Origin of the sequence: Actinomyces sp. zg296, assembly GCF_009829695.1 — a bacterium.
In the GTDB taxonomy this organism is placed as follows: Bacteria; Actinomycetota; Actinomycetes; order Actinomycetales; family Actinomycetaceae; genus Actinomyces; species Actinomyces marmotae.
The window spans coordinates 28353-42504 of record NZ_VWPG01000014.1 but is presented as its reverse complement, the minus strand read 5'-3'; the positions used below and the strand labels follow the sequence as shown (position 1 = coordinate 42504).

Below are 14152 nucleotides of genomic sequence, written 5' to 3'. Positions count from 1 at the left end.
TGATAGACGTCCCGGTGGTCATAGCGGGGGTGCCACGCCCGGCTCCCTTTCCGAACCCGGAAGCTAAGACCCCCAGCGCCGATGGTACTGTCCCTGCCAGGGGGCGGGAGAGTAGGACACCGCCGGGTACTTTCGTGATGGTGGTGGGCCCTGTTCTGGGTTGCTCCACGCGTCCCAAAGGCCCCGTATCGTTCAGCGATGCGGCAGGTCTTGAAGGGGGTGTGTTGAACGCTAGAACAGGACCCACCACCCTTTTTTGTTACCTGGCGTCCCCCCGTGTCCCCCGTGTCTCCCGGGCCTGCGTCTGCGCGCCCGGGGGCGGGCGAGGACCCCTTTTAGGGGGGGGCGGGGGTCCCGGCGGTGGGGGGGGCTGGGGCCCCCCTTTTTTTTGTTGCCCCGCTTTGCTTCCTCGCGTCTGGCAAGAGGGTCCAGGTAGTGGTCGGTACCCCGCCCACCACCCGGGGGTTCCAGGCGAGAGCCTGGGCCCAGGGGATACCGCCTCACCCCCGGGGATACCGCCTGGCCCCGGGGATACCGTCTCGGCCCGGCGTTGCGGTCTCGGCCTCCAGATACCGTCTCGGCCCGGCGTTGCGCCCTCATTCTCGCAGTTTGAGGCCGTATCTGCGGAGGTGAGACGGTATCTATGGGGTGGGGCGGTTTGTGTGGGGTGGGGCGGTATCCCGGGGGTGGGGCGGTTTGTGTGGGGTGGGGCGGTATCCCGGGGGGCGGTACCCCGGGGTCGGGCCTGGCTCGTGCTAGCCCGCGCGCCCGCGCCCTTCGCGGACCCACGCGCGCCCGCATGCCCCCGCCCCGCAGCAGCCAACGACGCTGCCGCACGATCCCGCCCACATCCGGCGGGCGAGATGGCTCAGGTGACGGGGCTCGTCGGCCTGTCGAAACGCGCGGCCGACTGATTCAGATCCAGCTCCGGAACCAGATGTGCCAGTACCAGTAGTCGTAGCTGATCCTCTGGCCTGTCCACAGGGGCCACCACAGCACGGCGAAGATGATTGAGAGCGAGACGACCACGCCCATCGCCGCCAGCCCCTCATACCTCAGGCGCCACCCGGAGACGCCGATCCACGTGGGTGTGAGGAAGCGCGGGTTGATGATCCCGTGCCACCTTCCGAAGCCCAGGAAGCGCGCCACGATCCCCCGGGGCGCCGGCAGGCCCGGTCCCGTCTCCCCCGCGATGACGGCGCGCTCCTCGGCCCTAGCGGCTGCCGAGCCCGGCACTGGCGGGATCATCCCGGACAGCGATCCCAGCGCGAGAGCGAGCGCCATGACGACGCACGGCACGAAGGCCACCGTGTAGAAGGAGAAGATCGTGCGGTCCGGGTACTGGAACCACGGCACGTAGAGGCCCACATAGCCGATCAGCGGCACCCACATCCTCCAGTCGCGGCGCGCCACTGCCACCGTGACGATGACGGCGAGCGCCCCAATGCCGAACCACCACACCGGGATGTTTCCGATCGCGGAGATCGCTTCCACGCAATGGCTGGAGCCGCAGGAGCCGCCCAGGTCCTCCTTGGGAGGGTAGTAGAAGAGCGTCGGGCGTAGCTGCGCCAGCCAGGAGATCGGCTTCGACATGTACGGGTGACTGCTGTCCAGGCCCACGTGGAAGCGGTACATCTGGATGTGGTAGTCGAGAAGGCTGTTGAGGGAGTCAGGCATCCACGCCCGGGGCAGTGTCTGGCCGGTCGCGCGCCGCTGCGCGGCCCAGCCGTGGTTGAAGGCATGAGGATGGGCGAACCAGGAGAACCAGCCGAGCACGTACACGATGATCGCCGTGGGCACCAGGTAGAGGAAGTCCTGCAGGCTCCTGCCGAGGAAGCCCACCACTCGCCAAGAGCGAGCCCTGACCGCTCGCAGCGCGCAGACGTCCCACACCACGACCAGGATCCCCACCGCGGCGAGGAGGTAGAGGCCCGACCACTTGATCGAGCAGGTCAGGCCCAGGCTGATCGCCGTCGCCAGGAGCCACGGCCGCCACAGGAGCAGGGGAGGGACACTGCCCGCGGGCTGACCAGCGAGGCCGCGTGCCAAGCGCTCGCGCGTCCACTGGCGGTCGCGCACGAGGCAGTACAGGGCGCAGGTGGCGAACAGGCCGATGAAGTTGTCAAGGAGGGCGATCCGGGACTCGGTGATGCCGATCCCGTCGATGGCCAGGAAAAAGCCCGCCAGGCCGGCCAGGAGCGGGGAGGGGACGAGCCGCATCATGATCCGCGTGACGAGGAGGACGGTGAGCACGCCCGCCAGTGCCGGCATGAACCGCCAGCCGAAGGAATTGACGCCGAAGATCTCCATACCTGAGCCGATGAGCCACTTCCCGAGCTGGGGGTGGACGACATAGGAGGGCTTCGTGGTCAGGGCTTGGGCGACGTCGCCCGTGGCGAAGAGGGCGTCGGCCCCCTCCTTCCACTCGGCCTCATAGCCGACGTGCCAGAGCGCGTAGCCCTCCTTGACGTAGTAGATCTCGTCGAACATGAGGCCCCGCGGGTGGGACAGCCCCACGAAGCGCGTGACCGCCGCCAACAGGGTGACGATCGCGGTGACGATCCAGCCATTGACGCGCAGGGAGGCGGTGAGCGCCCAGGAGGTGGGGCGCAGCCCGAGGCGCTCCCGTAGATCGTCCTCCGAGCGGCCTTCCGTCAGGGGGGCAGCCGCGGGCGCTGGCCGCTCGCCAGCCGTCCAGCGCTCCAACTCCTCGCGAGGAGAGGCGGTCTCGGCGTCAGGAGCGCTCATGAAGGGGGGCTCGTCGACGGCGCCCGGCTGGCCTGCGACCTCAGGGACGTCGGGATGGTCATGCCTGTTATCAGTCACCCGGCGAGTCTAAAGGGGAGCGCCATACTGGGCCCATGAGCGACGTCACCGCGCCCCCGGGCGCCCACGAGACCGAGAACGAGGCCCATCCGCGCGATGCCGCCGGCAGTGTCGGTGAGGCGGGCGCGCCCGGGCCCGCCACGCCGGGGGCCGATGTCCCACGGCCAGGCGAGATCCTCCTGGCCGCCACGCCCATCGGGAACGCCGGTGACGCCTCGGCCCGGCTGCGCCTGGCCCTGGAGAAGGCGGACATCGTCGCGGCTGAGGACACCCGGCGGGTCAAGGCTCTCGCCCAGCGGCTCGGCTTGCGCATCGGCGGCAGGACCGTGGCGTACCACGAGCACAATGAGGCCCAGCGGACCGGCGAGCTCATCGAGGCCGCCCAGTCCGGGCAGAGCGTCGTCATGGTCTCCGACGCCGGAATGCCGTCCGTCTCCGACCCCGGCTACCGGCTCGTCGTGGCCGCCGCCGAGGCGGGCGTGCCCGTAAGCGCTGCCCCCGGGCCCTCAGCCGTCCTCACCGCACTGGCTGTCTCGGGCCTGGCCTCCGATCGCTTCTGCTTCGAGGGCTTCCTGCCCCGCAAGCAGGGGGAGCGGGGCCGGGCCCTGGCCGAGCTCGCCGATGAGCGGCGCACCATGGTCCTCTTCGAGTCGCCGCGCCGTGTCCACGCGACTCTTAAGGCGATGGTCGAGGCCTTCGGCCCCGAGCGGCCCGCCGCGTTGTGCCGCGAGCTCACCAAAACCCATGAGGAGGTGCGCCGGGCCACGCTCGCCGAGCTCGCCGCCTCCACGGCCGGTGAGGTGCTCGGGGAGATCGTGCTCGTCGTCGCCGGGGCCCCGCAGCGCTCAGCCGATCCCGAGCAGGCCGCCGCGGCGGCGCTAGCACTGGCCGACGGCGGCATGCGCCTGAAGGAGGCCGCCGCCCAGGTGGCGCGCGGCCGTGGGCTGCGGCCCAACGCCGTCTACGAGCGCGCCCTGGCGCTCCGCCATTGACGGACCCCGCCCCCAGCCTGTGACGCGGCCGGTTGACGGCCGTCGGGGGTGCCCCGGCGCCCCCGACTCCCCGGAGTGCGCCCGCGACCACCATACGGCGCCTCGCGCGCGAGCGGATAGGCTTGTCCCATGAGCCACATCCTGTCCGCCGTCGCCTGGCCCTACGCCAACGGCCCCCGCCACATCGGCCACGTCGCCGGTTTCGGTGTCCCCTCCGACGTCTTCTCCCGCTACATGCGCATGGCGGGGCACGACGTCCTCATGGTCTCGGGCACTGATGAGCACGGCACCCCGATCCTCGTGGCCGCGGATGCCGAGGGCGTGAGCGCCCGCGAGCTCGCCGACCGCAACAACCGGCTCATCGTCGAGGACCTCGTCGCCCTCGGCCTGTCCTACGACCTCTTCACCCGCACGACGGCGGGCAACCACTACCGGGTGGTCCAAGAGATGTTCCGCACCGTGCGGGACAACGGCTACATGGTCGAGCGGGTCACCCGCTCCGCCATCTCGCCGTCGACCGGCCGCACCCTGCCCGACCGCTACATCGAGGGCACCTGCCCGATCTGCGGCGCCGACGGCGCCCGCGGCGACCAGTGCGACGCCTGTGGCAACCAGCTCGACCCCACCGACCTGATCAAACCGCACTCGCGGATCAACGGCGAGACCCCCGAGTTCATCGACTCCACCCACTACTTCCTCGACCTGCCCGCCCTGGCCGACGCCCTGGGCGACTGGCTCGACGAGCGCGAGGCCTCGGGCACGTGGCGCCCCAACGTCATCCGCTTCTCCAAGAACATCCTGGCCGAGATCCGCCCCCGCGCCATGACGCGCGACATCGACTGGGGCATCCCCGTCCCCGGCTGGGAGGACCAGCCCTCCAAGCGCCTCTACGTCTGGTTCGACGCCGTCATCGGCTACCTGTCCGCCTCCATCGAGTGGGCGCGCCGCACCGGCGACGCCGAGGCCTGGAAGCAGTGGTGGGCCGACCCCGATGCCCTGTCCTACTACTTCATGGGCAAGGACAACATCGTCTTCCACTCCCAGATCTGGCCCGCCGAGCTGCTCGGCTACAACGGCCAGGGCAGCCGCGCGGGCCTGCCCGGCGTCGGTTCCAGAGAGCTCGGCGCGCTCAACCTCCCCACCGAGGTGGTCTCCAGCGAGTTCCTCACCATGGAGGGAAAGAAGTTCTCCTCCTCCCACGGCATCGTCATCTACGTGCGCGACTTCCTGGAGCGCTACCAGGCCGACGCCCTTCGCTACTTCATCTGCGCCGCGGGCCCTGAGACCGCCGACGCCGACTTCACCTGGGCAGAGTTCGTGCGCCGCACCAACTCCGAGCTCGTCGCCGGCTGGGGCAACCTCGTCAACCGCACCGCCACCATGATCCACAAGCGCTTCGGCGCCATCCCCGCCCCCGGTGAGCGGGCCGAGGAAGACGCCGCGCTCCTGGACGCCATCGAGGCCGGGTTCGACGCCGTCGGCGGCCTCATCCGCGCCCACCGGCAGAAGGCCGCCCTCGCCGAGGCGATGCGCCTGGTGGGGGAGGCCAACAAGTACATCGCCGACACCCAGCCCTTCAAACTCAAGGGCGAGGATGAGGCCACCCAGGCGCGGCTCGCGACCATCCTGCACACCCTCGCCCAGGCGGTCGCCGATCTCAACCTCATGCTCTCGCCCTTCCTGCCCCACGCGGCCAACGACATCGACCGCGTCCTGGGCGGCAGCGGCCGGATCGCCCCCATGCCGCGCATCGAGGAGGTGGCCGAGCTCGATCCCGAGGTGCTGCCCGCCGACTTCGATGGGCGCGCCGGCTACCCCATCATCACCGGTGACTACACCGGCGCCCCGACCTGGGGACGGCACGAGATCGTCGTCGGCGCCCCGATCGCCAAGCCCGCCCCCGTGTTCACCAAGCTCGACGAGTCCATCGTCGAGGAGGAGCTGGCCCGCTACGCCGACTCCGCCCCCGACGACGTCACCGGGGCATGAGCCGCTCCCGCCGCGCCCCCGGGGAGCGGTCCTGGCCGCCCGCCGACGCCGTCGCGCCCCTGGCGGCGCCCGTCACCGACAACCACGCGCACCTGCCTGTGCCCGGGCTGCCACCCAGCGGCCCCGGGGCCGACGCGCCGCTGAGCGCGGCCGAGCTCGTCGAGCGGGCTGCCGCGCGCGGCATCACCCGCATCATCACCTCCGCCTGCGAGGCCCCCGCGTGGGAGGGGAGCATCGGCCTCGCCCGCGCCCTGCCCGGGGTGCGCGCGGCGCTGGCCATCCACCCCAACGAGGCCGTGCTGCACGCCGGGGTGCGCGAGATCGGGCCCGACGGCCTGGAGTCGCGCGCGGAGGAGCACCACGCCGAGCCCCTCGACGAGGCCATGAGCCGACTCGAGGCGCTCATCCGAGCGGCGGGGGCCGCCGTCGTCGCCGTGGGGGAGACCGGCATGGACCTCTTCCGCACCGGCGAGCGCGGGGCCGCCGTCCAGCGCGAGGCCTTCCGCGCCCACATCGCCCTGGCCAAGGAGCTCGACCTGCCCCTGCAGATCCACGACCGCGACGCCCACGAGGACTGCGTCGAGGTCCTCCTGGCCGACGGCGCCCCCGAGCGCACGGTGCTCCACTGCTTCAGCGGCGGGGCGCCGCTCGCCCAGGCCTGCGCGGAGAACCACTGGTACGCCTCCATCGCCGGCCCCCTCACCTACCCCTCCAATGGCGCGCTGCGCGACGCCGTCGCCATCGTGCCCGACGATCTCCTGCTCGTGGAGACCGACGCCCCCTACCTGCCGCCCAAGCCCTGGCGCGGACGACCCAACGCCAGCTACCTCATGGGCGACACCGTCCGCTTCCTCGCCGAGCAGCGGGGCTTGGACGAGCGCGTCATGTGCGAGCGCCTAGAGGCCACCACCACCGAGGTCTATGGGCACTGGCCCGGCGCGCCGGCCCCGCGCTGAGGGGCGGCCGCGGGCCTGTCAAGGCGCATGCGCCCAAGGGACGGCGCCCCCTTCGAGCGATCAGGTCGCGGCGAGGGGGATGTGATGGGGAGCATTGCCCACGAGACGGGGTGTCGGTTAGCGTGAAGCCCATCCCCGAGTGATAGGAAGTCAATACCGTGGGTCGTCACTCCGACAGTAGTTCCCTGAATACTACGCTCACCGAACTCGGAGCTCTCGCCGCCCGGTCCCTGACCGCGGACCGCAAGGCAGGCCACGGCCGCAGGCGGGCCGAGGGCCCGGCGCGCACCTCGGTGGGCCCCGTCGTGGCCCGTGCCGGTGGCGTGGCCACCGCGCTGTCCATCGCCGTGTCCGGGAGCGCCTGGGCCGCCGTCAACGCCCACGAGGACGCGGCCGATGAATCCGCCTCCCCCGCTCTGGCCGCCCTCGGATCGACCGTCGACGGCGACGCCACCACCCAGGGCCACGCCGTCCGCGCGTCCTCCGGCGACGCTGGCGGCGGCATCGCCACGACGGGCGCGGAGACCTTCTCCACCCTCACCGAGGATGTGGCCGACCCGCACGCCTCCTCGGAGAAGGAGAGCTCATCCCTGGCCGCCGGTGACAAGAAGGTCGAGACCGCCGGCGTCGACGGCGTCACCCGTGTCACCTACCGGGTCGTCAGCGTCGATGGCCAGGAGGTCTCCCGCGAGGTCCTCTCCAGCGTCGCCGTGACCAAGCGCGTTGACGAGGTCGTCGTCGTCGGCAAGGGCACCCCCCAGGACGTCGCCATCGCCCAGGCGGGCGACGGCAAGACCAAGGCCTCCGCCCAGGCGATCGGCAAAGCCCTGCTGTCCTCCTACGGCTGGGGCGAGGACCAGTTCTCCTGTTTGGACCGCCTGTGGACCCGCGAGTCCCAGTGGGACTACCAGGCCGTCAACCCCTCCTCCGGGGCCTACGGGATCCCGCAGTCCCTGCCCGGCGAGAAGATGGGCTCGGTGTCCAGCGACTGGGCCTCCAACCCCGCCACCCAGATCAAGTGGGGGCTGGGCTACATCCAGGGCCGCTACGGCAGCCCCTGTGCCGCCTGGGCCCACTCCGAGGCCACCAACTGGTACTGAGCCGCTCCGGCCGGGACACGACTGAGGTGCCCTGGCCGCTTGGGCCGGGCGGCCCGCTGCGGGCCCGCCCGGCCCGCTGAGGGCGGCGGGGCGCGAGATCGCGATTGAGCGCGGCTCGCCGTGAGTTTCCTCGCCCGAAACGCCTCTGACCGGCTGCGCCGCGATCGCGTGCTCGCGCATGTGACTGGCCTCAATGGAAACGACCGACGGGCGTCCGTTAGCGTGAGGGCAGTCAAGCCCATGGAAGGAGGAGTCACGTGACTCCCGCCCCCCGCAAGCACATCCTCGTCCGCTCCGGCGCCCTCGCCGCGGCCGTCGCCGCGGGCGTCTCCGGTGGCGCCTACGCCGCCGTCGATTCTGCCGGCAACGGGTCCCTGCCGCTACCCTCCCTGACCGGCGGCGACATCGCGCAGGCCGCTGAGGCCCCCACCGCCAAGCCGGACTTGACCCCCGCGATCGGAGGCGAGGTCCCCGAGGCGCAGAGCGCCGCCGCCAGCGCGGAGAACGTCGTCGTCGAGGACGTCACCGAGTCGCACGGTTCCACCGAGGAGGAGACCGACCAGCTCCCCAAGGGGGAGAAGAAGGTCAAGACCGCCGGCGTCGACGGTGTCACCCGCACCGTCTCGCGGGTCACCGCCGCCGCCGACGGCACGGAACTCTCCCGCGAGGTCGTCTCCACCATCGTCGTGACCGCCAAGGTCGATGAGGTCGTCCTCGTGGGCACCAAGGAGAAGGCCGGCCAGGACTCCCCGGCGGACGGTGCCGGGAGCGGTCAGGCCGGTAGGGGCGGCGCGCCGACGGCGCCCCCGGCCGCCTCCGGTACCGACGCGGCCAGCGCGCAGGCGATCGCTCGCTCCATGATGGGCGCCTACGGCTGGGGGGACAGCGAGTTCTCCTGCCTGGTGAGCCTGTGGAACCGGGAGTCCGGCTGGAACTACCAGGCCCGGAACGCCTCCTCGGGCGCCTATGGGATCCCGCAGGCCCTGCCCGGGGGCAAGATGGCCTCGGCCGGCTCGGACTGGCAGACCAACCCCGCCACCCAGATCAAGTGGGGCCTGGGCTACATCCAGGGCCGCTACGGCAGCCCCTGCGCCGCCTGGTCCCACTCCGAGAGCACCGGCTGGTACTGATCCCCCTCCCTCCCCTCGCCGAGACCGGTCGAAAATAAGAGCGAGACCGGTCGAAAATAAGAGCGAGACCGGTTCCCTCTTCTCAGGCGGCGCCGTCGGCTCGTCATGAGCCGGTCTGTGGTTCCCCGGCTCCTCCGGCGAGATGGCGCTTGGGGGTGACCGGCTCAATGGCGCGGGGCGCGGCTCCTCGGGTAGCGTGGACACTCCGTCCCACCCCGAGGAGCGAATCCCATGACTCCGCGAACCCCTGGCAGTCGGGCCCACGCCCTGAGAGCCGGCGCCATCGCCGTCGCCGTCGGCCTGCTCGTCCCCGGCGGCGCCTATGCCGCTGTGGCCACCACGAGCGCCTCCACGCAGAACCCCGACCAGGCCAGCGCCGTCAAGGACGACGCCGGCATCGCCTCGCTCGGCAGTTCTCATGAGGCCGCCAGCACCTCCCCGATCTCGACCGAGGAATCGCTCGTCGTCGAGGACACCACTGAGGCGCACGGTTCCACCGAGGAGGAGACCGACCAGCTCCCCAAGGGGGAGAAGAAGGTCAAGACCACTGGCGTCGACGGCGTCGCTCGCGTCACCTACCGCGTGATCAGCGCCGACGGCGTGGAGGTGTCCCGCGAGGCCGTGTCGTCCGTGGTCATGACCGCGAAGGTCGATGAGGTCGTCCTCGTGGGCGCCAAGGATGCCGCGGCCACTCCGACGGCGTCGAGCGGCGCCGACTCCTCCTCGGGATCGTCGCGGAGCGCGGCCGCGCCCGCCGATGACGGCAGTCTTGACGATGACTTCCGACGGCTCGCCCAATGCGAGTCCGGTGGCAACCCGCGTGCCGTCAATCCCGCCGGGTACTACGGGCTCTACCAATTCTCCCTGGAGACGTGGGCCTCTGTGGGCGGCACCGGCAACCCCATTGACGCCAGTCCCGAGGAGCAGACCATGCGCGCCAAGATCCTCCAGCGGCGCTCCGGCTGGAGCCAGTGGGGCTGCGGGCACTGATGCGCCGAGGCGCGCGCGGGGGCGCGCGGAGCGCTTGTGCCGCGTGCTCGGGGGTCCGGTGGTGCCGCCCATGGCGCACTGGACCGGTCTCGTTCCTGATTTCGACCGGTCTCGTTCATGATTTCGACCGGTCTCGCCGCTATTTTCGACCGGTCTCGGCGAGGGGGTGGGGCGGGGCGCCGGTAGGCTTGGGCCCATGCCCGATACGACACCCCAGGCTGGCGCCGGACTGCTCGGCCCCGCCGAGATCCGGGGACTGGCCGCCGACCTCGGCATTCGCCCCACCAAGACCCTCGGGCAGAACTTCGTCCACGACGCGGGGACCGTGCGCCGCATCGTGCGCTCCGCGGGCGTCGAGCCGGGCGAGTGCGTCCTCGAGATCGGCCCGGGCCTGGGCTCCCTGACCCTGGCGCTTCTGGAGGCCGGGGCTCGCGTCGTCGCCGTCGAGATCGACCCCCCGCTCGCCCGCGCCCTGCCGGCGACCGTCGCCGATCGGATGCCCAGCGCCGCCGAGCGCCTGAGCGTCATCAACGCCGATGCCCTGTCCATCACCGGCCTCGAATCGCTGGGGCTCGCCCAGCCCGACGACGGCGCGGCGCCAGATCCCGCGGCGCCTGCCCCCGCCGCCCCCACCCGGCTCGTGGCCAACCTGCCCTACAACGTCGCCGTCCCCGTGCTCCTCACCGTGCTCGCCGCTCTGCCGTCGATCCGCTCAGCCACCGTCATGGTCCAGGCCGAGGTCGCCGACCGGCTCGCCGCCGCCCCCGGCAGCCGCACCTACGGCGTCCCCTCGGCCAAGACCGCCTGGTACGCCGCCGCCCGCCGCACCATCACCATCGGGCGCACCGTCTTCTGGCCCGTCCCCGGGGTCGACTCCGCGCTCGTCGAGCTCACCCGCCGCGAGCCCCCCGCCACGGCCGCCAGCCGGGAGGAGGTCTTCGCTGTCGTCGACGCCGCCTTCGCCCAGCGCCGCAAGACCCTCCGACAGGCCCTCGCCACGCTGGCCGGGAGCCCCGGTGTCGCCGAGGCCGCCTGCCGACGCGCCGGCATCGACCCCGCGCTGCGCGGCGAGCGCCTCGACATCACCGCCTTCGCCGCCCTCGCCGAGGCCCTCGCCGCCCCTGAGGTGCTGGCCGCCCCTCAGGCCCCCACCAGCAGCACCGCCATCGAGGAGAAGCGATGAACCACCTGCGCGCCGTCCCCGACCCGGACGCCACCGGCCCCCGCGCGGGTTCCGCGACCTCCGTGCGCGTCGAGGCCCCCGGCAAGGTCAACCTGTTCCTATCGGTCGGCGCCCCCCGCCCCGACGGCTACCACCCCCTGACCACCGTCTTCCAGGCCGTGCGCCTCATCGAGACCGTCACCGCGCGCCGCCAGGCCCTCGACGCGCGCGGCCGCATCACCCTCACCCTCGCAGATCCCGACGACGCCGTCCCCACCGACGAGCGCAACCTCGTCGTGCGCGCCGCCCGCCTCCTCGCCGAGGCCACCGGCGTGACCGAGGGCGTCGACCTCGTCCTGCGCAAGCGAGTGCCCGTGGCCGGGGGCATGGCCGGGGGCAGCGCCGACGCCGCCGCGACGCTGCTCGCCTGCAACCACCTGTGGGGCACCGGCCTGGGACTGGGCGACCTCCTCGACCTGGCGGCCCGGCTCGGCGCCGACGTCCCGTTCCCCCTCATGGGCGCCACGGCGCTCGGCCACGGCGTCGGCGATCGACTCACCCCACTCATGGGGCGCGGCACCTACCAGTGGGTGTTCGCCCTGTCCCGCGAGGGCCTGTCCACCCCGGCCGTCTTCGCCCGCTTCGACGAACTCAGCGCCACCAGGGCCGCAGGCGCCGGGGCGCCGGCCGCCCCCGCTGAGGTCCCCGAGGCCCTCACGGCCGCCCTGCGCGCCGGCGACGCCGAGGCCCTCGCCGACTGCCTGGCCAACGATCTTCAGGAGGCTGCCCTCGATCTGCGCCCCGAGCTCGGAGAGGTCATCGAGACCGCCGAGCGGGCCGGGGCCCTGCGCGCCATCGTCTCCGGCTCCGGGCCCACCATCGCCGCGCTCGCCCCCGACTCGGCCACCGCCCAGCGCGTCGCCCGGGCCCTTTCCGCCTCGGGCCAGTGCGCCGACGTCGTGCGCGCCGATGCCCCCGTCGCCGGCGCCCGGGTGGTGGGCTGATGGCGCACCTGCTGGGCATTGAGGACCTGCGCATCATCGTCGGGTCGCGAGCCCTCCTCGACGGCGTCCGCCTCGGCATCGAGGATGGCACCCGCGTGGGCGTCCTGGGCCCCAACGGCGCCGGCAAGTCCACCCTCCTCGCGGCCCTGGCCGGCAAGCGGGAGCCCGACGGCGGCCGCATCACGCGCGCCGGGGACCTCAGCATCGCGCTGCTGACCCAGTCCGACGACTTCACCCCGGGTACCACCGTCACCCGTGCCGTCCACGGTGACGCCCCCGAGCACGAATGGGCCTCCGATCCCGCCATCCGCGACATCCACGCGGGCCTGCTCGCCGACGTCAGCCCCTCCGCCGACGTCACCACCCTGTCCGGCGGGCAGCGGCGCCGCGTCGCCCTGGCCGCCGTCTTGACCGCCGACGCCCGGATCGTGCTCCTCGACGAGCCCACCAACCACCTCGACGTCGAAGGCGTCGACTGGCTCGCCCGGCATCTCAATGCCCGCTTCTCCGGGCGGCGCGCCGGGGCCGGGGCGCTCGTCGTCGTCACTCACGACCGCTGGTTCCTCGACGCCATCTGCACCAACGTGTGGGAGGTCGTCCCCGGCGTCGACCCCGGCGGCGACCGCCCCCAGGTGCCCGGGCGCATCGAGACCTACGACGGCGGCTACGCGGCCTACGTCCTGGCTCGCGCTGAGCGCGCCCGCCAGGCCGCCGTCGCCGCCGCCAAGCGCGACAACCTCCTGCGCAAGGAGCTCGCCTGGCTGCGGCGGGGCGCTCCGGCTCGCACCTCCAAGCCCCGCTTCCGCATCGAGGCCGCCGAGGCGCTCATCGCCGATGTGCCCCCGCCGCGCGACACCGTCCAGCTCGCCGCCATGGCCACCGCCCGCCTGGGCAAGAAGGTTATCGACCTGGAGGACGTGAGCCTGAGCTACCCGGGGAGGGGCGGTGGGGCTGCGCCGGGCGAGGGCCCGGCCGACGGCGCCGCCCCCGCGGAGGTCCTGCGCCATGTCACCTGGCGCCTGGCCCCCGGCGAGCGCGTCGGCATTGTCGGCGTCAATGGCGCGGGCAAGACCACCCTCCTCAGGCTCCTCGAGGGCGTCCTCGAGCCCACCTCCGGGCGGGTAGTCCGCGGCACAACGGTCGCCGTCGCGACCCTGTCCCAGTCCACTCACGAGCTCGATGCCCTGGCTGACCTGCGCGTCGTCGAGGCCGTCGCCCAGGTGGGGGAGCGCGTCATGGTCGGCGGCAAGGAGCTCACCGCCACCCAACTCGTCGAGCGGCTCGGCTTCACCCGCCAGCGCGCCTGGACGCGCGTCGGCGAGATATCCGGAGGGGAGCGGCGCCGCCTCCAACTGCTGCGCCTGCTCATGACCGAGCCCAATGTCCTCCTCCTCGACGAGCCCACCAACGACCTCGACACTGACACCCTCGCCGCCGTCGAGGACATCCTCGACACCTTCCCGGGCACGCTCGTCGTCGTCTCCCACGACCGCTACCTCCTCGAGCGCGTCACCGACCACCAGGTCGCCGTCCTCGGGGACGGGCAGGTGCGCGATCTGCCCGGCGGGGTCGAGGAGTATCTCGAGTTGCGCCGGGTCGCGGCTGACAGCGTTGGGCGGGGCGTCGTCGTCGGGGCGCGCGATCGCCCCGGCTTCGGGGGCCCCGGCGACGACCGCCCCGGCGACGATGGGGGCCCTGGCACGTCCGCGCGGCCAGTGCTCACCGGCGCCCAGCGCCGCGAGGCCACCAAGGCCCTCGGGCGGATCGAGCGGCGGATGGAGCGCGCCGCCTCCCGCATCGAGGACCTCCACGCCCGCCTTGAGGAGGCCTCGGCCGAGCCCTCGCGCCTGGGCGAGTTGGCAGGGCTGGGGCGCGAGCTCGCCCAGGCCCAGGCCGAGCACGCTGCCCTGGAGGAGGCCTGGCTAGATGCTGCCGAATCGTTGGAGTCCTGACTCGGCTCCTCACCCCACTTCCCCTTACGATGGTCGGGACGCAACGGCCGG

10 protein-coding genes and 1 rRNA gene are annotated in these 14152 nt (G+C 72.6%); 10 read left to right on the top strand and 1 reads right to left on the bottom strand.

Going from position 1 to position 14152, the window contains the following annotated elements:
- Positions 1-10: 10 nt before the first annotated feature.
- Positions 11-128 (top strand): 5S ribosomal RNA (gene rrf / locus GVV76_RS09670).
- A 787-nt stretch (positions 129-915) separates the two neighbouring features.
- Here rrf and GVV76_RS09665 read toward each other — a convergent pair.
- Entirely contained in the window at positions 916-2826 is a 1911-nt protein-coding gene (locus tag GVV76_RS09665) for a dolichyl-phosphate-mannose--protein mannosyltransferase (RefSeq protein ID WP_236263383.1), read from the bottom strand.
- Between the two features lie 35 nt (positions 2827-2861).
- Here GVV76_RS09665 and rsmI point away from each other — a divergent pair, with 35 nt between their 5' ends.
- The 9 genes from rsmI to GVV76_RS09620 all read left to right on the top strand — a co-directional run bounded on the left by rsmI (position 2862) and on the right by GVV76_RS09620 (position 14101).
- Positions 2862-3818, top strand: a complete 957-nt coding sequence (gene rsmI / locus GVV76_RS09660; protein ID WP_159626686.1) for a 16S rRNA (cytidine(1402)-2'-O)-methyltransferase — start codon at positions 2862-2864, stop codon at positions 3816-3818.
- A 129-nt stretch (positions 3819-3947) separates the two neighbouring features.
- A complete protein-coding gene (gene metG, locus GVV76_RS09655; protein ID WP_159626684.1) occupies positions 3948-5807 on the top strand; it encodes a methionine--tRNA ligase in 1860 nt (619 codons plus the stop codon).
- The gene (locus tag GVV76_RS09650; RefSeq protein WP_159626682.1) at positions 5804-6763 is read left to right on the top strand and encodes a TatD family hydrolase; all 960 of its coding nucleotides are present in this window, start codon (positions 5804-5806) and stop codon (positions 6761-6763) included. Before metG ends, GVV76_RS09650 begins: the two co-directional genes overlap by 4 nt.
- Before the next feature lie 158 nt (positions 6764-6921).
- Positions 6922-7863 carry a G5 domain-containing protein gene (locus GVV76_RS09645; RefSeq protein ID WP_159626680.1) on the top strand — a complete coding sequence of 314 codons (942 nt, stop codon included), beginning with the start codon at positions 6922-6924 and terminating at the stop codon, positions 7861-7863.
- A 257-nt stretch (positions 7864-8120) separates the two neighbouring features.
- Positions 8121-8993, top strand: coding sequence for a G5 domain-containing protein (locus GVV76_RS09640; protein WP_159626678.1), 873 nt, complete (start codon positions 8121-8123; stop codon positions 8991-8993).
- 231 nt (positions 8994-9224) lie between these two features.
- Positions 9225-9983, top strand: a complete 759-nt coding sequence (locus GVV76_RS09635; RefSeq protein ID WP_159626676.1) for a resuscitation-promoting factor — start codon at positions 9225-9227, stop codon at positions 9981-9983.
- A gap of 196 nt (positions 9984-10179) precedes the next feature.
- Complete coding sequence (gene rsmA / locus GVV76_RS09630; RefSeq protein ID WP_159626674.1) at positions 10180-11166, top strand: 16S rRNA (adenine(1518)-N(6)/adenine(1519)-N(6))-dimethyltransferase RsmA; 987 nt, start codon at positions 10180-10182, stop codon at positions 11164-11166.
- Positions 11163-12149: a 4-(cytidine 5'-diphospho)-2-C-methyl-D-erythritol kinase gene (locus GVV76_RS09625; protein WP_159626672.1), complete on the top strand. Its 987-nt coding sequence runs from the start codon at positions 11163-11165 to the stop codon at positions 12147-12149. The genes rsmA and GVV76_RS09625 overlap by 4 nt, the downstream gene beginning before the upstream one ends.
- Positions 12149-14101 carry an ABC-F family ATP-binding cassette domain-containing protein gene (locus GVV76_RS09620; RefSeq protein WP_159626670.1) on the top strand — a complete coding sequence of 651 codons (1953 nt, stop codon included), beginning with the start codon at positions 12149-12151 and terminating at the stop codon, positions 14099-14101. The genes GVV76_RS09625 and GVV76_RS09620 overlap by 1 nt, the downstream gene beginning before the upstream one ends.
- Positions 14102-14152 lie beyond the last annotated feature (51 nt).

Coding starts and splice junctions, on each gene's coding strand:
- GVV76_RS09635 (WP_159626676.1), top strand. CDS start 9,225: ATGACTCCGCGAACCCCTGGCAGTCGGGCCCACGCCCTGAGAGCCGGC.
- rsmA (WP_159626674.1), top strand. CDS start 10,180: ATGCCCGATACGACACCCCAGGCTGGCGCCGGACTGCTCGGCCCCGCC.
- GVV76_RS09620 (WP_159626670.1), top strand. CDS start 12,149: ATGGCGCACCTGCTGGGCATTGAGGACCTGCGCATCATCGTCGGGTCG.
- GVV76_RS09650 (WP_159626682.1), top strand. CDS start 5,804: ATGAGCCGCTCCCGCCGCGCCCCCGGGGAGCGGTCCTGGCCGCCCGCC.
- metG (WP_159626684.1), top strand. CDS start 3,948: ATGAGCCACATCCTGTCCGCCGTCGCCTGGCCCTACGCCAACGGCCCC.
- rsmI (WP_159626686.1), top strand. CDS start 2,862: ATGAGCGACGTCACCGCGCCCCCGGGCGCCCACGAGACCGAGAACGAG.
- GVV76_RS09625 (WP_159626672.1), top strand. CDS start 11,163: ATGAACCACCTGCGCGCCGTCCCCGACCCGGACGCCACCGGCCCCCGC.